Annotated in this window: 18 protein-coding genes, 3 tRNA genes and 3 rRNA genes; 17 read left to right on the top strand and 7 right to left on the bottom strand. The window is 52.6% G+C overall.

Translation table 11 applies throughout. The features are described from left to right. Positions 1 to 45 precede the first annotated feature (45 nt). Positions 46 to 504, bottom strand: a complete 459-nt coding sequence (gene asnC, locus AL479_RS08820; protein ID WP_042323573.1) for a transcriptional regulator AsnC — start codon at positions 502 to 504, stop codon at positions 46 to 48. Positions 505 to 654: 150 nt separating this feature from the next. Between asnC and asnA the strand changes: the two genes are divergently transcribed. Then, a complete protein-coding gene (gene asnA / locus AL479_RS08815) occupies positions 655 to 1647 on the top strand; it encodes an aspartate--ammonia ligase (RefSeq protein ID WP_061075807.1) in 993 nt (330 codons plus the stop codon). A 2-nt stretch (positions 1648 to 1649) separates the two neighbouring features. Here the strand turns inward: asnA and viaA are convergent, their stop codons facing one another. Next, entirely contained in the window at positions 1650 to 3101 is a 1452-nt protein-coding gene (gene viaA / locus AL479_RS08810) for an ATPase RavA stimulator ViaA (RefSeq protein ID WP_061075806.1), read from the bottom strand. Beyond that, on the bottom strand, positions 3095 to 4591 hold the full coding sequence (ravA, locus tag AL479_RS08805; RefSeq protein ID WP_061075805.1) for an ATPase RavA: 1497 nt from the start codon (positions 4589 to 4591) through the stop codon (positions 3095 to 3097). The genes viaA and ravA overlap by 7 nt, the downstream gene beginning before the upstream one ends. A gap of 220 nt (positions 4592 to 4811) precedes the next feature. On the opposite strand from ravA, the gene kup reads away from it, so the two are divergent. The 7 genes from kup to rbsR all read left to right on the top strand — a co-directional run bounded on the left by kup (position 4812) and on the right by rbsR (position 12734). Then, a complete protein-coding gene (kup, locus tag AL479_RS08800; protein WP_061075804.1) occupies positions 4812 to 6680 on the top strand; it encodes a low affinity potassium transporter Kup in 1869 nt (622 codons plus the stop codon). 196 nt (positions 6681 to 6876) lie between these two features. Continuing rightward, a complete protein-coding gene (gene rbsD / locus AL479_RS08795; RefSeq protein WP_061075803.1) occupies positions 6877 to 7296 on the top strand; it encodes a D-ribose pyranase in 420 nt (139 codons plus the stop codon). 7 nt (positions 7297 to 7303) lie between these two features. Continuing rightward, on the top strand, positions 7304 to 8809 hold the full coding sequence (rbsA, locus tag AL479_RS08790) for a ribose ABC transporter ATP-binding protein RbsA (RefSeq protein WP_061075802.1): 1506 nt from the start codon (positions 7304 to 7306) through the stop codon (positions 8807 to 8809). A gap of 5 nt (positions 8810 to 8814) precedes the next feature. Next, positions 8815 to 9780 (top strand): ribose ABC transporter permease, encoded by a 966-nt coding sequence (rbsC, locus tag AL479_RS08785; protein WP_105291737.1) that lies wholly within the window; start codon positions 8815 to 8817, stop codon positions 9778 to 9780. 24 nt (positions 9781 to 9804) lie between these two features. Continuing rightward, positions 9805 to 10695, top strand: coding sequence for a ribose ABC transporter substrate-binding protein RbsB (gene rbsB, locus AL479_RS08780; RefSeq protein WP_042998766.1), 891 nt, complete (start codon positions 9805 to 9807; stop codon positions 10693 to 10695). A gap of 107 nt (positions 10696 to 10802) precedes the next feature. Beyond that, on the top strand, positions 10803 to 11732 hold the full coding sequence (gene rbsK / locus AL479_RS08775) for a ribokinase (RefSeq protein ID WP_061077951.1): 930 nt from the start codon (positions 10803 to 10805) through the stop codon (positions 11730 to 11732). A gap of 3 nt (positions 11733 to 11735) precedes the next feature. After that, the gene (gene rbsR, locus AL479_RS08770; protein ID WP_081093651.1) at positions 11736 to 12734 is read left to right on the top strand and encodes a ribose operon transcriptional repressor RbsR; all 999 of its coding nucleotides are present in this window, start codon (positions 11736 to 11738) and stop codon (positions 12732 to 12734) included. Here rbsR and mdtD read toward each other — a convergent pair. After that, the gene (gene mdtD, locus AL479_RS08765) at positions 12700 to 14127 is read right to left on the bottom strand and encodes a multidrug transporter subunit MdtD (protein WP_061075800.1); all 1428 of its coding nucleotides are present in this window, start codon (positions 14125 to 14127) and stop codon (positions 12700 to 12702) included. The genes rbsR and mdtD overlap by 35 nt on opposite strands. Continuing rightward, positions 14124 to 14843 (bottom strand): FadR/GntR family transcriptional regulator, encoded by a 720-nt coding sequence (locus AL479_RS08760; protein ID WP_061075799.1) that lies wholly within the window; start codon positions 14841 to 14843, stop codon positions 14124 to 14126. The genes mdtD and AL479_RS08760 overlap by 4 nt, the downstream gene beginning before the upstream one ends. A 481-nt stretch (positions 14844 to 15324) precedes the next feature. Between AL479_RS08760 and AL479_RS08755 the strand changes: the two genes are divergently transcribed. The 6 genes from AL479_RS08755 (at position 15325) to AL479_RS08730 (ending at position 20554) form a co-directional block, all read left to right on the top strand. Further along, positions 15325 to 16866: ribosomal RNA gene (locus AL479_RS08755) — 16S ribosomal RNA — on the top strand. Between the two features lie 85 nt (positions 16867 to 16951). Next, positions 16952 to 17027 (top strand) — tRNA-Glu (locus tag AL479_RS08750). Between the two features lie 194 nt (positions 17028 to 17221). Then, a 23S ribosomal RNA gene (locus AL479_RS08745) occupies positions 17222 to 20128 on the top strand. A gap of 95 nt (positions 20129 to 20223) precedes the next feature. Next, positions 20224 to 20339 (top strand): 5S ribosomal RNA (gene rrf, locus AL479_RS08740). The 16S, 23S and 5S rRNA genes sit together here with 3 tRNA genes alongside, the layout of an rRNA operon. A gap of 54 nt (positions 20340 to 20393) precedes the next feature. Continuing rightward, positions 20394 to 20470 (top strand) — tRNA-Asp (locus tag AL479_RS08735). Positions 20471 to 20478: 8 nt separating this feature from the next. Further along, positions 20479 to 20554, top strand: a tRNA-Trp gene (locus AL479_RS08730). Positions 20555 to 20658: 104 nt separating this feature from the next. Here the strand turns inward: AL479_RS08730 and hdfR are convergent. Further along, positions 20659 to 21492, bottom strand: coding sequence for an HTH-type transcriptional regulator HdfR (gene hdfR / locus AL479_RS08725; protein WP_061075798.1), 834 nt, complete (start codon positions 21490 to 21492; stop codon positions 20659 to 20661). Positions 21493 to 21611: 119 nt separating this feature from the next. On the opposite strand from hdfR, the gene maoP reads away from it, so the two are divergent. Next, entirely contained in the window at positions 21612 to 21950 is a 339-nt protein-coding gene (gene maoP, locus AL479_RS08720; RefSeq protein ID WP_042326051.1) for a macrodomain Ori organization protein MaoP, read from the top strand. 25 nt (positions 21951 to 21975) lie between these two features. Here the strand turns inward: maoP and AL479_RS08715 are convergent, their stop codons facing one another. Then, positions 21976 to 23496, bottom strand: a complete 1521-nt coding sequence (locus AL479_RS08715; RefSeq protein WP_061075797.1) for a YifB family Mg chelatase-like AAA ATPase — start codon at positions 23494 to 23496, stop codon at positions 21976 to 21978. A gap of 353 nt (positions 23497 to 23849) precedes the next feature. Here AL479_RS08715 and ilvL point away from each other — a divergent pair, with 353 nt between their 5' ends. Next, positions 23850 to 23948: an ilv operon leader peptide gene (gene ilvL, locus AL479_RS08705; RefSeq protein WP_001311244.1), complete on the top strand. Its 99-nt coding sequence runs from the start codon at positions 23850 to 23852 to the stop codon at positions 23946 to 23948. An 86-nt stretch (positions 23949 to 24034) separates the two neighbouring features. Beyond that, a complete protein-coding gene (gene ilvX / locus AL479_RS24025; RefSeq protein WP_193388322.1) occupies positions 24035 to 24085 on the top strand; it encodes a peptide IlvX in 51 nt (16 codons plus the stop codon). Positions 24086 to 24087: the final 2 nt, after the last annotated feature.

The raw sequence follows: 24087 nt of genomic DNA, 5'->3' as shown, positions 1-24087 counted from the left end.
GAGCTGGGATCTACCTGTGGAAAAATGTGGGATTAAAAAAGGCGATCACGGCTTGATGGTACGCATGATCGGGTTCTGCAGGACGATCAGCGTCTCGGTGGACTGAATTTCATCAATTGTTTGGATCTTGTTGATAAGTACATGCTGGAGCGCATCAATCGACCGGCACATGACCTTAATAAAGATGCTGTAGTGGCCGGTGGTGTAGTACGCCTCAGTGACTTCATCCAGGCTTTCCAGTCTGGCCAACGCTGAAGGATAGTCTTTGGCGCTTTTGAGAATGATGCCGATAAAGCAGCCGACGTCATAACCGAGTTGCTTCGGGCTGACGTCAATGCGCGCGCCGGTGATGATCCCCGCCTGTTTCATTTTCTCCACGCGCACGTGAATAGTCCCCGGACTGACGCCAAACTGTTTTGCCAGTTCGGCATAGGCGGTACGGGCATTTTCCATTAAGGCATCAAGAATGCCGCGGTCCAGATTGTCGATCTGATAATTTTCCATAGGTTTTTCTTATGTGTATTGATGATTCACTCTATTTTAGCGGGTAATTTTAACGAATCAAAATCGAATTCGGCTTTTTGTTTGTTGATTATTGAATGTTGACCCCATTCTGTTGCTTAATCATAGGCAACAGGACGCAGGAGTAAAAAAATGAAAACCGCTTATATTGCCAAACAACGCCAAATTAGCTTCGTGAAATCTCACTTCTCTCGTCAACTGGAGGAGCGTCTGGGTCTGATTGAAGTCCAGGCACCGATCCTCAGCCGTGTAGGGGATGGCACGCAGGATAACTTGTCGGGCTGTGAAAAAGCGGTGCAGGTGAAAGTGAAAGCGCTGCCAGATGCCCAGTTCGAAGTGGTTCATTCGCTGGCGAAGTGGAAGCGTCAAACACTGGGACAACACGACTTCAGCGCCGGCGAAGGGCTTTACACGCACATGAAAGCCCTGCGCCCGGATGAAGATCGTCTCTCCCCGCTCCACTCGGTGTATGTCGATCAGTGGGACTGGGAACGCGTGATGGGCGACGGTGAGCGTCAGTTCTCCACTCTGAAAAGCACGGTAGAGGCTATCTGGGCGGGAATTAAAGCGACCGAAGCGGCGGTAAGCAAAGAATTTGGTCTGGCACCGTTCCTGCCTGAGCAGATCCACTTTGTGCACAGCCAGGAATTACTGAGCCGTTATCCGGGTCTTGATGCAAAAGGTCGTGAACGTGCGATCGCTAAAGAGTTAGGCGCGGTCTTCCTGGTGGGGATTGGCGGCAAGCTCAGCGACGGTCACCGCCATGACGTTCGTGCGCCGGACTATGATGACTGGAGCTCCGCATCCGATCTGGGGTATGCCGGTCTGAACGGCGATATTCTGGTCTGGAACCCGGTGCTCGAAGATGCGTTTGAACTCTCTTCCATGGGGATCCGTGTCGATGCCGACGCGCTGAAACATCAGCTGGCGCTGACCGGTGATGAAGATCGCCTGAGTCTGGAATGGCATCAGGCACTGCTGCGCGGTGAAATGCCGCAGACTATCGGCGGCGGCATTGGTCAGTCGCGCTTAACCATGCTGCTGCTGCAACTGCCGCACATTGGTCAGGTTCAGTGTGGCGTATGGCCTGCGCAGGTCCGTGAAAGCGTTGCTTCGCTGCTGTAATCTTATCGCCGCCAGCGTCTGAGCAGGCGGCTTCGCATCCCGGTATCAAAGCGCCAGATATGATCGAAAATGCGCATGATGCCGGGTTTGCCATGTGCTGACATCGCTACGGCATGAAAGCGATGTTGATGAACACGCTGTAGCTCTCCGACTTTACTCACTATGTCGTCAGGCAACCGCTGGGCGATAAAATCTGAAATCACCACCGCATCGGCATCAAACCACTCCCGTCCCTGCATGCGTTCGATAATGGCGCGAAAACAGCTGGCGATATCCGTACCACCGCGAAAGCGTTGGCTCAGAAAGCGGATTGCCTGCTCAATGCCTTGTGGACCGGAAAGCTCATAGCGCACCACTTCGGTGGAAAACAGCATGATGAAACAACGACGGTTATCGGCAAGAGCAATGCGCATCAGGGCAAGGCAGAAGGCCTTCGCGCACTGTTCATTAAATCCGCCCATTGAGCCGGAGGTGTCAACGCACACAATGAACGGCCCGCGCGGCTGTTCGTCGAAATCCTGATGAATCACCGGCCGTTCAGTGACCTTCTCGCGCCAGGCTTCACCGTGCAGACGATAAGTGAGCAGTTGTTTTTCCACCAGCCGCCGGTAGAACTCATATTCCAGTTCTGTTATGCCGAGCGTGGCCAGTTCCGGCGGCAACAGACGCAGAATATCGTCACTTTGCTGAATACCATCAACCTGCTCAGGAACCGTTGCGGGCTCGCGCACCAGCGTGCGGAAGGTCTCCATCGGCGCATCTTTTCGCGGAACGGATTTGGCTTCTCTGGAACGCCCCAGTTGCTCTGCCAGTCGCATCAATTCCGGCTGTTCACTCAGAAAATCGCCATACTTCACAATCAACTGATAATCACCGCGTTTGAGCTGGCCTGCGCTCATATCCCACAGGCGGCCTGCAGCGGTTTCGTTTTCTGCCAGAACCGGATCCAGTTGACCGCTCAGGGTCATTCGTTCCTGAACTTCACTGAGTAACTGCTCACGCTCCTCTTCAAGTAGCTGCTGATTAAGCGTGGTGGCCTGTACCACCAGACTTAAGCGCCAGCGTTGTAAAAAGAGCGTGTGCAGGGCGGGGGTGAATACCGCATTGCTGTCCACCAGTTGCTGTGCCTGTCCGGCATATGGCGAGTGTAGCCGGTGTAACAGCGTCAATATTTGCGGTAGCTGGACGATGAACTGCGGGGTGGAGAGGAGCTGGCTTTGCTGATAGCACATGACCTCTTCCGTCAGCTCAGGCGGTACGCGTGCATCTTTCAGTCGACTACGAAGCGCTTCGCGCCAGCGCGGCAGATCGTCTGTGATTGCGGCTTTCAGACGGGGAAATTTTTCAAAAAAAACCGCCAGCTGTGGCGAGGCCAGTAGCGCGAGGATCATCTCTTCGATCATCCCCTCTTCACTGACGGCTAACATGACATTGAGTGTATCCAGTGTCAGCATTGTTGCGCCTGACGGATCTGCTCACCAACATCCTGAAGGCTGGCCTCAATACGACCTAACCAGTCGCTATGAATAAACAGGCACTTTTGCTGTTCGCTAAAGCGGGTATGCTGCTGGCGCCAGTCATTTTCCAGCGCTTCCAGTTGTTGCTTGATTTCGCCGGGCATCGCTTCTTCCGACGAACCAGGAAGCGCCAGTCGCGTGCCTTGTAGACTGACATCACGCACTACCAGATGCTGGGCGCTATCGACTTCCATATTCAGCGTCTGGGCAAAACCGATCCCGTTAAGTTTGCCGCGGATTTCGCCCCCTTTCGTCAACCATTGCTCCAGCGCGCTGCGATCAAAAGCGATGTGGATCACTTCCATATCATGCAATTTCAATGGTTTTTGCAGGAGTAGCGTTAGCGTTGTCGCGGTGACCTCGGCGGGCAAATCGTAATGCGGACGACGACTGAACATGCCTCCCTGACGCAGCACGGTAAAAGCGGTTTTATCGCTTTGTTGTTGCTGCAACTGAATGCGTTGCTGAACGATGCCGCCGAGGCGCGTCAGCATGGTTTGCTGTTGCCAGGCGTGTCCGGTCATCAATATTTCGAGCTGTTGCTGCATCAGGTTCAGGCTCTGGGCGTCATACCACAGGCAATCCTTCAGCAGAATGAGATCGATAGGGGCAACAGCGTCACGCCCGCTAAAGAAGGCGCTGGCCTGTAACAGACGAATCGCTTTTTTCCAGCGACGGTCTGAGACGTAAGGCGCATTCGGTAGATTATCCAGTTGCTGGCGCAGCGTAAAAATCAGCTCAAAAACATGATCGGGCAGCGTAATCGCGCCAATCTCCTTCTGCCACCGGTAATACTCTTCATCGCTCACCTGCAGTGAGGTGGGGACCGGGTTTTCGCTTTCGTCCTGTTGGCTGATCAGCAGGGAACGAAAGTTAGCTTTGTCCTGCACTTTGTCCAGCCACAGACGGATCAGCATACGGTCGTACAGCGCTTCCAGACTGCTGTCTGCTTCCGGCAGTTCGTTGGAGGCGGCCACCAGCAGGCGCATGGGGATTTTTTCTTCGTGCGCGCCGTTACGGAAATGACGTTCGTTAATCGCAGTCAGCAGCGTATTGAGGATTGCCGGACCCGCTTTCCAGATCTCATCGAGAAAGACGATTTCCGCTTCGGGAAGATAACCAGTGGTTAAGCGTTCGTAACGACCTTCATCTTTAAGCGCCTGAATAGAGAGCGGGCCAAAAACCTCTTCCGGCGTGGAGAAACGCGTCATCAGATATTCAAACGCGCGCGCATTCTGGAAGGCAAATTTCAGCCGACGGGCGATCAGGCTTTTGGCTATCCCCGGAGGACCAAGCAAGAAAACGCTTTCGCCGCTCAGGGCGGCCAGCAGGCAAAGCCGAATGGCGTGACTGCGCTCATAGAGACCTTTTTCCAGCGCGATGCTCAGGCGGGAAATTCTTTCCGCTAATAAATGTGGGTGAGCCATAATAGAGTGGCGTCCTTTCATAAAATGTACTGCGTTAACAGCGAGTATAGACGTTTCGCTCCAGAGGCTGAACTTGTCTGAGAGGCTGTTTATTTTTCTTTGAGCCAGGTTAATCTGGGCTCATTTAGGGGTACGATTTTGCTTTGAATCGTGCATACTGTGCGCTTTTTGTGGGCCAAGGGACTACGCACACATTTCTTTATATATGAAAGACTAGTCTATGAGCACTGATAATAAGCAATCATTGTCTGCGATAACCCTCGCAGCCATTGGGGTTGTCTACGGTGATATTGGTACCAGCCCACTTTATACACTTCGTGAATGTTTGTCCGGTCAGTTTGGTTTTGGCGTTGAACGCGATGCCGTTTTTGGTTTTTTGTCGCTGATTTTCTGGCTACTTATCTTTGTTGTTTCCATTAAGTATCTGACCTTCGTCATGCGTGCTGATAACGCTGGCGAAGGGGGGATCCTGACGCTGATGTCGCTGGCGGGGCGTAATACCTCCGCTCGAACGACTTCTATGCTGGTCATCATGGGCTTAATCGGCGGCAGCTTCTTTTATGGCGAGGTGGTGATCACCCCGGCCATCTCGGTGATGTCGGCCATTGAAGGGCTGGAGATCGTCGCGCCGCAACTGGATACCTGGATTGTCCCGCTGTCGATAATCGTCCTGACGCTGCTGTTTATGATTCAAAAGCACGGAACCGGGATGGTGGGGAAGTTATTTGCGCCAATCATGCTGGCCTGGTTTTTGATTCTGGCCGTGCTTGGCCTGCGCAGCATTATTGCCAACCCCGAAGTGCTGCAGGCGTTGAACCCGATGTGGGCGGTACATTTCTTTCTGGAATATAAAACCGTCTCCTTTATTGCGCTTGGCGCAGTGGTGCTGTCGATTACCGGCGTCGAAGCGCTGTATGCCGATATGGGGCACTTTGGTAAGTTCCCCATCCGCCTGGCGTGGTTCACCGTGGTACTGCCATCGCTGGTGCTCAACTACTTTGGACAGGGCGCGCTGCTGTTAAAACATCCGGAAGCGATAAAAAACCCGTTCTTCCTGTTGGCGCCGGACTGGGCTTTGATTCCGCTGCTGATCATCGCGGCGCTGGCGACGGTGATCGCCTCTCAGGCGGTGATTTCAGGCGTCTTCTCGTTGACGCGTCAGGCGGTTCGCCTGGGATATCTGTCGCCGATGCGTATCATTCATACGTCAGAAATGGAGTCCGGGCAGATCTACATTCCGTTCGTTAACTGGATGCTCTATATCGCGGTGGTGATTGTGATTGTCAGCTTCGAACACTCGAGTAACCTGGCGGCGGCATACGGGATTGCCGTGACCGGTACGATGGTGCTGACCTCTATTCTCTCGACTACCGTGGCGCGTAAAAACTGGCACTGGAATAAGTACTTCGTGGCGCTGATTCTCGTCGCGTTCCTGTGTATTGATATTCCGCTGTTCTCGGCAAACCTCGACAAACTGCTGTCCGGTGGTTGGTTGCCGCTATCGCTGGGTCTGGTGATGTTTACCATCATGACCACCTGGAAGAGCGAACGTTTCCGCCTGCTGCGTCGTATGCATGAGCACGGTAATTCTCTGGAAGCGATGATCGCCTCGCTGGAGAAATCCCCGCCGGTACGCGTGCCGGGTACTGCGGTTTATATGTCTCGCGCGCTGAATGTGATCCCCTTTGCTCTGATGCATAACCTCAAGCACAACAAGGTATTGCATGAGCGGGTGATCCTGCTGACGCTGCGGACTGAAGATGCGCCGTACGTGCATAACGTCCGTCGTGTGCAGATTGAACAGTTGTCGCCAACCTTCTGGCGCGTCGTCGCCAGCTACGGCTGGCGTGAAACGCCGAATGTTGAAGAAGTTTTCCATCGTTGCGGTCTTGAAGGATTGAGCTGCCGGATGATGGAAACGTCGTTCTTTATGTCGCACGAGTCGTTAATCGTCGGCAAACGCCCCTGGTATTTGCGTCTGCGCGGCAAGCTGTATCTTCTTCTCCAGCGTAACGCGCTGCGCGCGCCTGACCAGTTTGAGATCCCGCCTAACCGCGTGATTGAACTGGGGACACAGGTCGAGATTTAACGTGTTAATCCAGCCGGGCGGCGCAACGCTTGCCCGGCATTTTCCTTCTCCTCCAGCCCTGCTTTGTCTCTGTCTCCATTTCACTTAGCGAAACGTTTCGACGGTGATCACAAATCTGTTACGTTATGATGGTTATTTGCTCACTTCTCAGACTACACTGAATACCAGCGAAACGTTTCGCTAGTGGAGTAAGAAAATGAAGAAAGGCACTGTACTCAATTCAGAGATTTCATCGGTGATCTCCCGTCTGGGACATACCGATACGCTGGTGGTGTGTGATGCAGGTTTACCTATCCCGAACAGTACTACGCGTATCGATATGGCATTAACCCAGGGCGTACCTTCTTTTATGCAGGTACTGGATGTGGTGACCCGTGAAATGCAGGTTGAATCGGCCATTCTCGCGACGGAAATTAAACAACATAATCCGCAGCTCCACGAAACGTTGCTCAGCCACATCGAGCAACTGCAACAACACCAGGGAAATACCATAGAAATTCGTTACACCACGCATGAACAATTTAAAAAACAAACCGCAGACAGTCAGGCGGTAATTCGCAGCGGGGAGTGTTCCCCGTATGCGAATATCATTCTCTGTGCTGGCGTCACTTTCTGAGGCCGTCATGGACGCATTACTGCAACTCAAAGGGATCGATAAAGCGTTCCCGGGCGTGAAAGCTCTATCCGGCGCCGCACTCAATGTTTATCCCGGCCGCGTGATGGCGCTGGTGGGGGAAAACGGTGCCGGCAAATCCACCATGATGAAAGTGCTGACCGGTATCTATACCCGCGATGCCGGTTCGCTGTTGTGGCTGGGTAAAGAAACCACCTTTAGTGGCCCTAAATCGTCCCAGGAAGCCGGTATCGGCATCATCCATCAGGAACTTAACCTGATCCCGCAACTGACTATTGCGGAAAATATTTTCCTCGGCCGCGAATTCGTTAACCGTTTTGGCAAAATCGACTGGAAGAAAATGTATGCCGAAGCGGACATCCTGTTAAATAAACTCAACCTGCGCTTTAAGAGCGACCGCCTGGTCGGTGAGTTGTCAATCGGCGACCAGCAGATGGTTGAAATCGCCAAAGTGCTGAGCTTTGAGTCGAAAGTCATCATTATGGATGAGCCGACGGATGCGCTCACCGATACCGAAACTGAATCTCTGTTCCGCGTGATCCGCGAACTGAAGTCGCAGGGGCGCGGCATTGTCTATATTTCCCACCGAATGAAAGAGATCTTCGAGATTTGCGATGACGTGACCGTTTTCCGCGACGGGCAGTTTATTGCCGAACGTGAAGTGGCCTCGCTGACCGAAGACTCCCTGATTGAGATGATGGTGGGACGTAAGCTCGAAGAACAGTATCCACGCCTGGATAAAGCGCCTGGCGACATCCGTCTGAAGGTCGATAACCTGTGCGGACCTGGCGTGAACGATGTCTCTTTTACTCTGCGTAAAGGTGAAATATTAGGGATCTCGGGGCTGATGGGCGCTGGACGTACCGAACTGATGAAGGTTCTGTATGGCGCGCTGCCACGCACCAGTGGTTATGTCACGCTAGACGGGCATGAAGTGATCACCCGTTCTCCGCAGGACGGACTGGCGAACGGCATCGTCTATATTTCTGAAGACCGTAAGCGCGACGGTTTAGTGCTCGGTATGTCAGTGAAAGAGAATATGTCGCTGACCGCGCTGCGCTATTTCAGCCGCAGCGGCGGCAGTCTGAAGCATAAGGATGAGCAGCAGGCGGTAAGCGATTTTATCCGCTTGTTCAACGTGAAAACGCCGTCGATGGAACAGGCTATCGGTCTGCTGTCCGGTGGCAACCAGCAGAAAGTGGCGATTGCCCGTGGGCTGATGACCCGTCCGAAGGTGCTGATCCTCGATGAACCTACCCGCGGCGTGGACGTGGGGGCCAAGAAAGAAATTTATCAGTTAATCAACCAGTTTAAGGCCGACGGCCTGAGCATCATTCTGGTCTCCTCTGAGATGCCAGAAGTATTAGGTATGAGCGATCGCATTATCGTCATGCATGAAGGGCATCTCGGCGGTGAATTCACTCGCGAGCAGGCCACCCAGGAAGTTCTGATGGCTGCCGCTGTGGGCAAGCTTAATCGCGTGAATCAGGAGTAAAAAAGATGACTACCCAGGCTGTTTCTGGTCGCCGTTATTTCACCAAAGCGTGGTTGATGGAGCAGAAGTCGCTCATCGCCCTGCTGGTGCTGATCGCGATTGTCTCGACGTTGAGCCCTAACTTTTTTACCGTCAATAACCTGTTCAACATTCTTCAACAGACATCCGTGAACGCCATTATGGCGGTGGGGATGACGCTGGTGATCCTGACATCAGGTATCGATTTGTCCGTCGGTTCCTTGCTGGCGCTCGCCGGCGCGGTGGCGGCTTCAATTGTAGGGATTGAAGTTAACGCGCTGGTGGCCGTTGCCGCTGCCCTCGCATTAGGTGCAGCGGTAGGTGCAGTGACAGGCGTAATTGTGGCAAAAGGCCGCGTGCAGGCGTTTATCGCCACGCTGGTCATGATGTTACTGCTGCGCGGCGTGACGATGGTGTACACCAACGGGAGTCCGGTTAACACGGGCTTTACCGATAACGCCGATCTGTTTGGCTGGTTCGGTATCGGTCGCCCGCTGGGGGTTCCGACGCCGGTCTGGATCATGGGGATTGTTTTCCTGGCGGCATGGTACATGTTGCACCACACTCGTCTGGGTCGCTATATCTATGCGCTGGGCGGTAACGAAGCGGCAACGCGTCTGTCTGGCATTAGCGTCAGTAAAATCAAGATTATCGTCTATTCACTGTGTGGGCTGCTGGCGTCGCTGGCGGGCATCATTGAAGTGGCGCGCCTCTCCTCTGCCCAGCCGACTGCCGGTACGGGCTACGAGCTGGATGCCATCGCGGCCGTTGTGCTGGGCGGGACCAGTCTGGCGGGCGGCAAAGGACGTATTGTTGGGACCTTGATCGGCGCATTAATTCTGGGTTTCCTCAATAATGGTTTGAATTTGTTAGGTGTTTCCTCCTATTACCAGATGATCGTCAAAGCGGTGGTGATTTTGCTGGCGGTACTGGTAGACAACAAAAAGCAGTAACAACGACTACAGGACATCTTAAATATGAACATGAAAAAACTGGCTACCCTGGTTTCTGCTGTTGCGCTAAGCGCCACCGTGAGCGCGAACGCAATGGCGAAAGATACCATTGCGCTGGTGGTCTCCACGCTTAACAACCCGTTCTTTGTCTCGCTGAAAGATGGGGCGCAGAAAGAGGCTGACAAGCTGGGTTACAACCTGGTGGTACTGGACTCCCAGAACAACCCGGCGAAAGAGCTGGCGAACGTTCAGGATTTAACCGTACGTGGTACTAAAATTCTGCTGATCAACCCGACGGATTCCGACGCGGTGGGTAATGCGGTGAAGATGGCGAACCAGGCGAATATCCCGGTTATTACCCTTGACCGCCAGGCAACTAAAGGTGATGTCGTTAGCCATATCGCATCTGATAACGTGCTGGGCGGGAAAATCGCCGGTGATTACATCGCCAAAAAAGCCGGTGAAGGCGCAAAAGTCATTGAACTGCAAGGTATTGCCGGGACTTCTGCGGCACGTGAGCGTGGCGAAGGTTTCCAGCAGGCCGTTGCGGCGCACAAATTTAACGTTCTGGCCAGTCAGCCGGCAGACTTCGACCGTACCAAAGGTCTGAACGTCATGCAGAACCTGCTGACTGCGCATCCTGACGTGCAGGCTGTCTTTGCACAGAACGATGAAATGGCGCTGGGTGCGCTGCGTGCTCTGCAAACCGCAGGTAAATCTGATGTGATGGTGGTCGGATTTGACGGTACGCCTGATGGCGAAAAAGCGGTAAATGATGGCAAACTGGCTGCGACTATCGCACAGTTACCGGACCAGATCGGCGCGAAAGGCGTTGAGACGGCAGATAAGGTACTGAAAGGCGAGAAAGTTCAGGCCAAGTACCCTGTTGACCTGAAGCTGGTCATTAAGCAGTAACTGGCGATTCAGGCGACCGCGCGTCGCCTGAGGGACTAAATATAAAGAAAAGTGTGGCATACGCCACCGGGTAATACCGGTGGCGATCTCAGATGGACACCCCGAACATGAAAACCGCAGGCACTCTTGTCGTTCTTGGCAGTATTAATGCCGACCATATCCTGAACCTTAAAACATTCCCAACGCCGGGTGAAACCGTTACCGGAAACCACTATCAGGTGGCTTTTGGCGGCAAAGGGGCGAATCAGGCGGTGGCTGCGGGTCGCAGTGGGGCGAATATTGCGTTCATTGCCTGTACGGGCGATGACGACATCGGAAGTAACATCCGTAAACAGCTTGTCAGTGACAACATTGACGTCGATCCGATCAGTGTCATTAGCGGTGAGGCCACCGGCGTGGCGCTGATTTTTGTGAACGGCGACGGTGAAAACGTTATTGGCATCCATGCAGGCGCGAATGCGGCGCTTTCCCCTGCATTAGTTGAGGCGCAGCGCGAGCGTATTGCTCAGGCATCCGCATTGTTGATGCAACTGGAGTCGCCGATAGAAAGTGTGCTGACGGCCGCGAAAATCGCAAAGCAAAACAACACGATTGTGGCACTGAACCCGGCTCCGGCGCGTGAGTTATCCGACGAACTGCTGGCGCTGGTGGATATCATCACCCCCAACGAAACCGAAGCGGAAAAGCTGACGGGGATCCGTGTTGAAACCGATGAAGACGCGGCGAAAGCATCCCAGGCGATGCATGCGAAAGGCATTCGTACCGTATTGATTACTTTAGGAAGCCGGGGTGTCTGGGCCAGTGTGAATGGCGAAGGCCGTCGGATACCTGGATTTAACGTTGACGCTGTCGATACTATCGCTGCGGGCGATACCTTCAACGGCGCGCTGATCACCGCTCTGCTGGAAGAAAAACCGTTGTCTGACGCGATTCGCTTTGCTCATGCCGCTGCGGCGATTGCGGTGACTCGTAAAGGAGCACAGCCTTCCGTGCCGTGGCGTGATGAAATTGAGGCGTTTTTAGGTCAGCAGAGGTAACGCTTGGCTACCATGAAGGATGTTGCCCGCCTGGCGGGCGTTTCCACTTCGACCGTTTCGCACGTCATTAATAAGGATCGCTTTGTCAGTGAAGCGATAACTGAAAAAGTCGATGCGGCGATCAAGTCGTTAAATTACGCCCCTTCTGCGCTGGCGCGCAGCCTGAAGCTGAATCAGACGCGCACCATCGGCATGCTGATTACGGCGAGTACCAACCCCTTTTATTCTGAACTGGTGCGTGGCGTTGAGCGCAGCTGTTTTGAACGCGGCTATAGCCTGGTGTTATGCAATACCGAAGGCGATGAGCAGCGCATGAACCGTAATCTGGAAACCCTGATGCAAAAGCGGGTGGACGGTTTACTGCTGCTCTGTACCGAAACACACCAGCCATCGCGTGAAATCATGCAGCGCTATCCTTCTATCCCCACCGTTATGATGGATTGGTCGCCTTTTGATGGCGAAGGGGATAGCGATCTTATTCAGGATAACTCGTTGCTCGGCGGCGACCTGGCGACACAGCATTTGATTGATAAAGGCTTTACCCGTATCGCCTGCATTACCGGACCGTTGGATAAAACCCCGGCGCGATTGCGTCTGGAAGGGTATCGCGCTGCGATGAAGCGTGCCGGGCTGGATATCCCTGACGGTTACGAAATTACCGGTGATTTTGAATTTGGCGGTGGGTTTGAAGCCATGCAGAAACTGCTTTCTCATCAACCGCGTCCACATGCGGTTTTCGCCGGCAACGATGCGATGGCGGTAGGCGCTTATCAGGCGTTGTACCAGGCCGGATTGCGAATTCCGCAGGACATGGCTGTGATTGGCTACGATGACATAGAACTGGCGCGTTACATGACGCCGCCGCTTACCACGATTCATCAGCCGAAAGATGAACTGGGTGAGCTGGCCATCGATGTTCTGATTCATCGGATGGCGCAACCCGCCCTACAGCAGCAGCGTTTGCAACTTACTCCTGTTTTGATGGCGCGGGGTTCGGTGTAGGTTTGTGTCGCTCTTTGATCAGGTTGCGGCCATCTTTGGCTCTTAGCAACATGAACATCAGTGCGGATACGATCGTGATAGCACCCATCGTTATAAAGGTGTAGTGGAACTGTTCAACGGTATTGGTTCCTTCCATCCCTTCATAAATGCGCAATACCGCTGCGCTGATAGCCACCCCTAAACTGATGGATAGCTGCTGTGTAACAGCCAGTACGCTGTTGCCGCTGCTGGCGTTGTCATCGGTCAGATCGGCCAGCGTAATGGTGTTCATTGCGGTGAATTGCGTCGACATTGCCATCCCGAGAATGAATAACGGCAGAATCAACATCCAGACGGGCATGGCGGGAGATTGCAGAGAAAACTGCGCAATCATCAGTCCGATAAAGACCGTAATGCCCACCAGTGTGGTTCGATAACCCAGACGGCGCAGTACCTGCGTCACCATCGACTTTGCCAGTATTGAACCCAGCGCGGTCGGCGCCATCATGCAACCGGCAATCAGCGCCGGGAAGCCAAATCCTACCTGTAGCATCAATGGCATCAGGAACGGCACACACCCTGTTCCCAGGCGGGTAGCAAGGTTGCCGGAAATGCCGACAGAGAAAGTGCGGGTCTTAAATAATGATAACGAAATGAGCGGGGTGGGATGGCGTCGCGCATGACGAATATAAGCCAGCAGTAACACAATACTCAGCAGAATAATGGTCAGTGCTATCCAGGTGGCGACAATTTTCTCGCCAAATAACTCCATCCCGCTGGAAAAGAGAACCAGACTCAGGCCGAAAAGAAAGAAGCCAGTCATATCAAATTTGCGCCGAGGGGTGGTGAAGTTCGGCATATATTTGCGCGCATATAAAATGCCAGCGATTCCTATCGGAATATTGATCAGGAAAATCCAGTGCCAACTGGCCCAGGTGACCAGAACGCCTCCCAGTACCGGGCCCAGAATGGGGCCGACCAGTCCAGGCATCGTCACAAAATTCAGCACCGGCAGCAGTTCGCTGCGCGGGTAAGCTCTTAATAACGCCAGGCGAGCAACGGGCATCATCATTGCGCCGCCAATCCCCTGAATTACGCGAAAGATAACCAACTCTGGCAGCATACTGGAAAGCGCACAGGCGAGTGAGCCGAGCGTGAACAAGCTCACGGCGATCATGAATACGCGTCGGGTACCAAAGCGATCGGCCAGCCATCCACTCACCGGAATTAGCATGGCTACCGTCAGGGTATAACTGATAATTGCGGACTGCATTGCCAGCGGGGAGCGATTGAGACTCTGGGCAATGGCGGGTAAAGCGGTATTTAGAATAGTGGCGTCCAGTGCCTGCATGAAGAAAGCCATTGCCGCTATCCACGGCAATCCAGCCATACTGCGTGCTTTTTTGTTGGTCATGCACAATCCTGGTTATTTTCGGGACGTTCATTTGGGGCGAACAGTAGCGCCTGACAGGCCTTAAACGCACCGTCACCGTCGCTTTGTGCAATGGCATCGACAATCGCCTGATGCAAATCCAGCTTCACGACGGTGTTATAGGTGATTGAATTAAAATAGGTGTGGTAGACAGAATGAAACAACGAGGCAAAAGAGGTTAAGAACGGGTTCGCGCTCATTTCATAAATATGTTCATGCCAGGCCATGTCCACTTCAATCCAGCGCTCGCGCTTAAAGTTCTTTTTCAGCGCCACCATCTCTTCCATTAATGTATTCAGATGCGCTTTCTGTTCCGCGGTGCCAATTGTTGCCGCCAGCGCGCACGCCTGAGGCTCCAGGCTGATACGCATCACCAGAAAGTGTTCAATAACCTGCTGAAAGTTCTCTTCAGTCATCCACCAGGTGAGTAACTCCTGATCGAGGAAGTTCCAGTTTGCCTGTGGCATCACGCGGGTGCCAATGCGAGGGCGCGGCAGCACCATCCCTTTGGCTGTTAATGTTTTAACCGCTTCCCGAACGGCGGTCCGGCTCACACCAAACTGTTCGCCAAGCTCAATTTCGCCAGGGAGAATGGCACCAGGGGCATATTCACCTTTGAGGATCTGCTGCGCCAGCTTCTCAGCCAGGACATAGGAAAGGTTTTTCTGTGCAGCCAACTGTTGTGCGCTTAAAGGCATGACTCTTTGTCCTTTATCTTCTTCTTACTCATTAGTATGCCACCAGGAAGTGTGATTGCGGTTGCAAAAACAGCAAAACGCTTATTTTATGGCACGTTAATACCGGTTTTGGTGAAAAAAGGAACACTCGGAAAATTATTTTAAATTTCCCCTTGTCAGCCCGAAATAACTCCCTATAATGCGCCTCCACTGACACGGAACAACGGCACGCAAGCCGCCGGGTCAGCGGGGTTCAGAGATGAACGCCCACAGAGAAAGGCGAAATAAATGCTTGACTCTGAAGCGGGAAAGCGTATTATGCACACCCCGCGCCGCTGAGAAAAAGCGAAGCGGCACTGCTCTTTAACAATTTATCAGACAATCTGTGTGGGCACTCAAAGTGACATGGATTCTTAACGTCGCAAGACGAAAAATGAATACCAAGTCTCAAAGAGTGAACACGTAATTCATTACGACGTTTAATTCTACGAGCATCAAACTTAAATTGAAGAGTTTGATCATGGCTCAGATTGAACGCTGGCGGCAGGCCTAACACATGCAAGTCGAACGGTAACAGGAAGCAGCTTGCTGCTTTGCTGACGAGTGGCGGACGGGTGAGTAATGTCTGGGAAACTGCCCGATGGAGGGGGATAACTACTGGAAACGGTAGCTAATACCGCATAACGTCGCAAGACCAAAGAGGGGGACCTTCGGGCCTCTTGCCATCAGATGTGCCCAGATGGGATTAGCTTGTTGGTGAGGTAACGGCTCACCAAGGCGACGATCCCTAGCTGGTCTGAGAGGATGACCAGCCACACTGGAACTGAGACACGGTCCAGACTCCTACGGGAGGCAGCAGTGGGGAATATTGCACAATGGGCGCAAGCCTGATGCAGCCATGCCGCGTGTATGAAGAAGGCCTTCGGGTTGTAAAGTACTTTCAGCGGGGAGGAAGGGGTTAAGGTTAATAACCTTAGCCATTGACGTTACCCGCAGAAGAAGCACCGGCTAACTCCGTGCCAGCAGCCGCGGTAATACGGAGGGTGCAAGCGTTAATCGGAATTACTGGGCGTAAAGCGCACGCAGGCGGTCTGTCAAGTCGGATGTGAAATCCCCGGGCTCAACCTGGGAACTGCATTCGAAACTGGCAGGCTTGAGTCTCGTAGAGGGGGGTAGAATTCCAGGTGTAGCGGTGAAATGCGTAGAGATCTGGAGGAATACCGGTGGCGAAGGCGGCCCCCTGGACGAAGACTGACGCTCAGGTGCGAAAGCGTGGGGAGCAAACAGGATTAGATACCCTGGTAGTCCACGCCGTAAACGATGTCTATTTGGAGGTTGTGCCCTTGAGGCGTGGCTTCCGGAGCTAACGCGTTAAATAGACCGCCTGGGGAGTACGGCCGCAAGGTTAAAACTCAAATGAATTGACGGGGGCCCGCACAAGCGGTGGAGCATGTGGTTTAATTCGATGCAACGCGAAGAACCTTACCTGGTCTTGACATCCACAGAACTTTCCAGAGATGGATTGGTGCCTTCGGGAACTGTGAGACAGGTGCTGCATGGCTGTCGTCAGCTCGTGTTGTGAAATGTTGGGTTAAGTCCCGCAACGAGCGCAACCCTTATCCTTTGTTGCCAGCGGTTAGGCCGGGAACTCAAAGGAGACTGCCAGTGATAAACTGGAGGAAGGTGGGGATGACGTCAAGTCATCATGGCCCTTACGACCAGGGCTACACACGTGCTACAATGGCATATACAAAGAGAAGCGACCTCGCGAGAGCAAGCGGACCTCATAAAGTATGTCGTAGTCCGGATTGGAGTCTGCAACTCGACTCCATGAAGTCGGAATCGCTAGTAATCGTGGATCAGAATGCCACGGTGAATACGTTCCCGGGCCTTGTACACACCGCCCGTCACACCATGGGAGTGGGTTGCAAAAGAAGTAGGTAGCTTAACCTTCGGGAGGGCGCTTACCACTTTGTGATTCATGACTGGGGTGAAGTCGTAACAAGGTAACCGTAGGGGAACCTGCGGTTGGATCACCTCCTTACCTTAAAGAACCTGCCTTTGCAGTGCCCACACAGATTGTCTGATGAAAAGTGAATAGCAAGGCGTCTTGCGATTGAGACTTCAGTGTCCCCTTCGTCTAGAGGCCCAGGACACCGCCCTTTCACGGCGGTAACAGGGGTTCGAATCCCCTAGGGGACGCCACTTGCTGGTTTGTGAGTGAAAGTCACCTGCCTCAATATCTCAAAACTGACTTCAGAGTCATGTTTGAGATATTTGCTCTTTAAAAATCTGGATCAAGCTGAAAATTGAAACGACACACCGTTAATGGTGTGTTCGAGTCTCTCAAATTTTCGCAATCACGATGATGAATCGAAAGAAACATCTTCGGGTTGTGAGGTTAAGCGACTAAGCGTACACGGTGGATGCCCTGGCAGTCAGAGGCGATGAAGGACGTGCTAATCTGCGAAAAGCGCCGGTAAGGTGATATGAACCGCTATAGCCGGCGATGTCCGAATGGGGAAACCCAGTGCAATTCGTTGCACTATCGTTAACTGAATACATAGGTTAACGAGGCGAACCGGGGGAACTGAAACATCTAAGTACCCCGAGGAAAAGAAATCAACCGAGATTCCCCCAGTAGCGGCGAGCGAACGGGGAGCAGCCCAGAGCCTGAATCAGCATATGTGGTAGTGGAACGGTCTGGAAAGGCCGGCGATACAGGGTGACAGCCCCGTACACAAAACTGCATGTGCTGTGAGCTCGATGAGTAGGGCGGGACACGTGGTATCCTGTCTGAATATGGGGGGACCATCCTCCAAGGCTAAATACTCCTGACTGACCGATAGTGAACCAGTACCGTGAGGGAAAGGCGAAAAGAACCCCGGCGAGGGGAGTGAAAAAGAACCTGAAACCGTGTACGTACAAGCAGTGGGAGCCTCTTTTATGGGGTGACTGCGTACCTTTTGTATAATGGGTCAGCGACTTATATTCTGTAGCAAGGTTAACCGAATAGGGGAGCCGAAGGGAAACCGAGTCTTAACTGGGCGTTAAGTTGCAGGGTATAGACCCGAAACCCGGTGATCTAGCCATGGGCAGGTTGAAGGTTGGGTAACACTAACTGGAGGACCGAACCGACTAATGTTGAAAAATTAGCGGATGACTTGTGGCTGGGGGTGAAAGGCCAATCAAACCGGGAGATAGCTGGTTCTCCCCGAAAGCTATTTAGGTAGCGCCTCGTGAATTCATCTCCGGGGGTAGAGCACTGTTTCGGCTAGGGGGTCATCCCGACTTACCAACCCGATGCAAACTGCGAATACCGGAGAATGTTATCACGGGAGACACACGGCGGGTGCTAACGTCCGTCGTGAAGAGGGAAACAACCCAGACCGCCAGCTAAGGTCCCAAAGTCATGGTTAAGTGGGAAACGATGTGGGAAGGCTCAGACAGCCAGGATGTTGGCTTAGAAGCAGCCATCATTTAAAGAAAGCGTAATAGCTCACTGGTCGAGTCGGCCTGCGCGGAAGATGTAACGGGGCTAAACCATGCACCGAAGCTGCGGCAGCGACACTATGTGTTGTTGGGTAGGGGAGCGTTCTGTAAGCCTGCGAAGGTGTGCTGTGAGGCATGCTGGAGGTATCAGAAGTGCGAATGCTGACATAAGTAACGATAAAGCGGGTGAAAAGCCCGCTCGCCGGAAGACCAAGGGTTCCTGTCCAACGTTAATCGGGGCAGGGTGAGTCGACCCCTAAGGCGAGGCCGAAAGGCGTAGTCGATGGGAAACAGGTTAATATTCCTGTACCAGGTGTTACTGCGAAGGGGGGACGGAGAAGGCTATGTTGGCCGGGCGACGGTTGTCCCGGTTTAAGCGTGTAGGTGTGTGTTCCAGGTAAATCCGGTTCACTTTAACACTGAGGCGTGATGACGAGGCACTACGGTGCTGAAGCAACAAATGCCCTGCTTCCAGGAAAAGCCTCTAAGCATCAGGTAACATCAGATCGTACCCCAAACCGACACAGGTGGTCAGGTAGAGAATACCAAGGCGCTTGAGAGAACTCGGGTGAAGGAACTAGGCAAAATGGTGCCGTAACTTCGGGAGAAGGCACGCTGATAGGTAGGTGAAGCGACTTGCTCGTGGAGCTGAAATCAGTCGAAGATACCAGCTGGCTGCAACTGTTTATTAAAAACACAGCACTGTGCAAACACGAAAGTGGACGTATACGGTGTGACGCCTGCCCGGTGCCGGAAGGTTAATTGATGGGGTTATCCTCGCGGAGAAGCTCTTGATCGAAGCCCCGGTAAACGGCGGCCGTAACTATAACGGTCCTAAGGTAGCGAAATTCCTTGTCGGGTAAGTTCCGACCTGCACGAATGGCGTAATGATGGCCAGGCTGTCTCCACCCGAGACTCAGTGAAATTGAACTCGCTGTGAAGATGCAGTGTACCCGCGGCAAGACGGAAAGACCCCGTGAACCTTTACTATAGCTTGACACTGAACACTGGTCCTTGATGTGTAGGATAGGTGGGAGGCTTTGAAGCGCGGACGCCAGTTCGTGTGGAGCCAACCTTGAAATACCACCCTTTAATGGCTGGTGTTCTAACGTGGACCCGTGATCCGGGTTGCGGACAGTGTCTGGTGGGTAGTTTGACTGGGGCGGTCTCCTCCTAAAGAGTAACGGAGGAGCACGAAGGTTAGCTAATCCTGGTCGGACATCAGGAGGTTAGTGCAAAGGCATAAGCTAGCTTGACTGCGAGCGTGACGGCGCGAGCAGGTGCGAAAGCAGGTCTTAGTGATCCGGTGGTTCTGAATGGAAGGGCCATCGCTCAACGGATAAAAGGTACTCCGGGGATAACAGGCTGATACCGCCCAAGAGTTCATATCGACGGCGGTGTTTGGCACCTCGATGTCGGCTCATCACATCCTGGGGCTGAAGTAGGTCCCAAGGGTATGGCTGTTCGCCATTTAAAGTGGTACGCGAGCTGGGTTTAGAACGTCGTGAGACAGTTCGGTCCCTATCTGCCGTGGGCGCTGGAGAATTGAGGGGGGCTGCTCCTAGTACGAGAGGACCGGAGTGGACGCATCACTGGTGTTCGGGTTGTCATGCCAATGGCACTGCCCGGTAGCTAAATGCGGAAGAGATAAGTGCTGAAAGCATCTAAGCACGAAACTTGCCCCGAGATGAGTTCTCCCTGACTCTTTAAGGGTCCTGAAGGAACGTTGAAGACGACGACGTTGATAGGCCGGGTGTGTAAGCGCAGCGATGCGTTGAGCTAACCGGTACTAATGAACCGTGAGGCTTAACCTTACAACGCCGAAGATGTTTTGGCGGAATAGAGAGAATTTTCAGCCTGGATTCAGATTACGTCACTGCGTGAAAACGGGGTGATAAAACAGAATTTGCCTGGCGGCTGTAGCGCGGTGGTCCCACCTGACCCCATGCCGAACTCAGAAGTGAAACGCCGTAGCGCCGATGGTAGTGTGGGGTCTCCCCATGTGAGAGTAGGGAACTGCCAGGCATCAAATTAAGCAGTAAACTGATGTAAAAATCAGTGGTTGTAGAAAAATTCGGTGGAGCGGTAGTTCAGTTGGTTAGAATACCTGCCTGTCACGCAGGGGGTCGCGGGTTCGAGTCCCGTCCGTTCCGCCACCCTAATTAGGGGCGTAGTTCAATTGGTAGAGCACCGGTCTCCAAAACCGGGTGTTGGGAGTTCGAGTCTCTCCGCCCCTGCCAGAAAATAATCCTTAGCATCTGCTAAGGATTTTTTTTGTCTGTAAAACACACCTCCAGATACCGATCTCTTCCTTTTCTGGCATCCTTGCCAACCTCGTTTTTTCTTACTCTTCCAGCACATCTATCTTTAGAAGATCTTTGATCAGTGCATGTTTATCACTATTTTGCAGCCAAATAGCGTACAACGGACGTGAAAGCGTTGCGCTATCTGCAACGGTATGCAACCCACCTTTCTCTTTTGCCCAACGCGTGGGTAACCAGGTGCAACCGTTCAGAGCGTGAAGTTGCTGTCTGGCCAGTTCAGCAGAACTGGTGGTGAGTACCGGGACTTCATCGGCGGCAATCAAACCCACTTCGTTCTGTTGAAAGTCCGGTCCCCACTCCAGGCGCAGATAGTTCAGAGCCTCTTTCATCGTTGAAGGGCTGGCGCAATATAACGCCAGGGTGAAATACCCCAGTAACTGACTGCTAAACTCATCCATTTTTGGGGCTTCTGTGGTGATAAGCAGATCAAGCTGACGTTCATGCAACTGTTTTACCAGTGACTGGCGCTGCGCAATACGGGCTTCGAATTGCAGACCGTTCTGGGGCTCTTGTGACTGATACAAACGTCCCAACCAGCCGTTGAGCATGCACTCCCACAGAGAGGCGCTGGCGCCGATTGAAAATTCATTATGCCGTGATGTATGGGCGACCTCTTTGCGTGCTGCCTGCCATGTATTCATCAGCGTTTCTGCATAGGGCAGAAGCTTCTCGCCGGCCGCCGTTAAGCGGATATTATTTCTGTGGCGGGTAAAAAGATTCACACCCAGTTGATTTTCCAACTGTCTGATGCGAAAGCTTACCGCCGACTGAGTCAGGTAGAGCGCTTCCGCAGCCCGGCCAAAGTGGCGCGTTCGGCTAACTTCCAGGAAAGTTTTTAACAATTCCGTATCCACAGTGCTCTCCGCAAAATTATTTGTCGTTATGATTTAAATGTTTTGTTTTACACTCTGTCAAGCGTAACTAATACTCCGCGCCATAAATAGCTCGGCCAAAAGAATTAGGAGCGTGCAGGATGGCGGAAAGCTTTACGACGACTAATCGATATTTCGACAACAAATATTATCCACGCGGATTCTCTCGTCATGGTGATTTCACCATCAAAGAGGCGCAACTGCTTGAACGTCATGGTTATGCCTTCAACGAGCTGGATCTGGGCAAACGCGAGCCGGTTACCGAAGAAGAGAAGCTCTTTGTCGCGGTATGTCGTGGTGAACGTGAGCCAGTGACCGAAGCGGAACGCGTCTGGTCCAAATATATGACGCGTATCAAGCGTCCAAAACGTTTCCACACCCTGTCCGGCGGTAAACCGCAGATGGAAGGTGCTGAGGACTACACAGAGTCTGATGACTAATAAAAAAAGGGCGAAGGCCCTTTTTTTATGTCAGTTGTTTCTGCAGGTGAGCAAGCAGTCGATCTATCGCCCGGTAGCTGACGGCTTCCTGCAAGTGTCTCCGTGAAATGTCTTCGGCTTGCGCCAGATCGGCAATAGTCCTCGATACCTTCAATAACCGCTGCCAGGCCCGTATAGACAATCCAAGATGGATGAGTGTCTCTTCAAGCCACTGCGCGTCTTCGTCCGTTAACGGACAGTGTTCACGTATCTCCCTGTTTTGCAGGTGCGCATTCAGTTTTCCCTGGCGTTTATGCTGACGTTCCCGTGCTGCAATGACCCGTTGTTTAACTGTAAGGCTGCTTTCTCCCTTTACACCGGGCTGGCTGAGTATGCCAGGCGGCGGGAGAGGGATCTCAAGAGAAAGATCAAAGCGGTCCAGAAAGGGGCCCGATAGCCGACTGAGATAGCGTAATGTCTGTTCAGGCGTATTGCGGCTATGGTTGCCCTGATAATGACCCGTGGGACTGGGATTCATTGCCGCCACCAATTGAAAGCGCGCAGGATAAGTGATCTTAGCGCGCGTGCGCGAAAGGTGGATCTGACCGGACTCTATCGGTTCACGTAGAGCATCTAATGTCCGTCGTTCAAACTCAGGCAACTCATCAAGAAACAGTATGCCATTGTGTGCCAAAGAAATTTCGCCTGGCGCGGGGATGGTACCGCCACCGACCATCGCGGTCAGGGATGCGCTGTGGTGTGGTGAGCGAAAAGGTCGGTGTTTCCACAATTTTTGCACGCTGGTTGAATTAACCAGACTGAGGATGGCAGCGCTTTCCAGGGCTTCTTCGTTACTTAATGCCGGCAACAGACCATTAAGACGGCTGGCAAGCATCGTTTTCCCTGTACCCGGTGGGCCAACTAACAGCAGATTGTGCCCACCCGCGGCGGTGATCTCAAGACTGCGCTTCCCTTGCTCCTGACCAATAATGTCGCTGAGATCGTCAGATGACACACTGATAGTTTCGTTGCTGACAACAGGATGGCTAAGGTCATGTTTTTCTTCCAGGAAGGCACAGACGGCTTGTAGATGATCGGCAACCAGACATCCTTCACCCTCAATCAGCCCGACTTCTTCTTCGTTCTCTTTTGCCACGATAATGCCCCTTCCCGCCCGTATCGCTTCGGTTGCACTGGATATGGCGCCGGGAACGCCGCGTAACGCACCTGTAAGCGCTAATTCACCCACTAACTCATATTGGTCGAGTTTATGGGTTGTAAGCTGCTCAGATGCAACCAGAAGCGCCACAGCAATAGGTAAATCATATCTCCCGCCCTCTTTGGGAAGATCAGCAGGGGCGAGATTGATGGTGATTTTCTTTGCGGGAAAGTCATATCCGCTATTAATGATCGCGCTGCGTACCCGGTCGCGCGCCTCTTTGACGGTCGTTTCTGGTAACCCCACCAGTGTTAAACCGGGTAAACCGTTGCTGATATGCACTTCGATAGTAATCGCCGGTGCATTGATACCCAGCGCAGCGCGTGTATGAACAATTGACAGTGACATAGCCCCTCCAGATGCCACTATTATGTCTGAACTCTTTTCTGCAATATCATTGCAAAATAATGTTTATTCGCAGCGGATTCCGCACTTTTAATGCAATTTTCCTGGGCTTTCTCTTTTACTGGAAGGGGGCTCGCAGTCAGGTTTCCCCTTTCCCTGGCCTTCTGAAAAAGAGGTTTACTCTCGCCCGGAAAGTGAATTTTTTTCAATTCTTTGTTTTTGTATAAAAAACAATGATTTTTCATTAATCCGTTAGCTGAGTCAGAAAAATGAAAAGAAAAAAATCTTGTGCTATTGGCGAAATCTATGGTAACTCTTTAGGTATTCCTTCGAACAAGATGCAAGAATCGACAAAAATGACAGCCCTTCTACGAGTGATTAGCCTGGTCGTGATTAGCGTGGTGGTGATTATTATCCCACCGTGCGGGGCTGCACTTGGACGAGGAAAGGCTTAAGAATCAAGCCTTAACGAACTAAGACCCCCGCACCGAAAGGTCCGGGGGTTTTTTTTGACCTTAAAAACACAACAGAGGAACAGAAAATGAATAACAGCATAAAATTCTGTTTCTTAAGATTTACGACGGGGAACTAACT

This window comes from Citrobacter amalonaticus, from assembly GCF_001559075.2.
GTDB classification, from domain to species: Bacteria; Pseudomonadota; Gammaproteobacteria; order Enterobacterales; family Enterobacteriaceae; genus Citrobacter_A; species Citrobacter_A amalonaticus_F.
The sequence above is the reverse complement of the archived record's forward strand: the minus strand, read 5'-3'. Positions and strand labels throughout refer to the sequence as shown.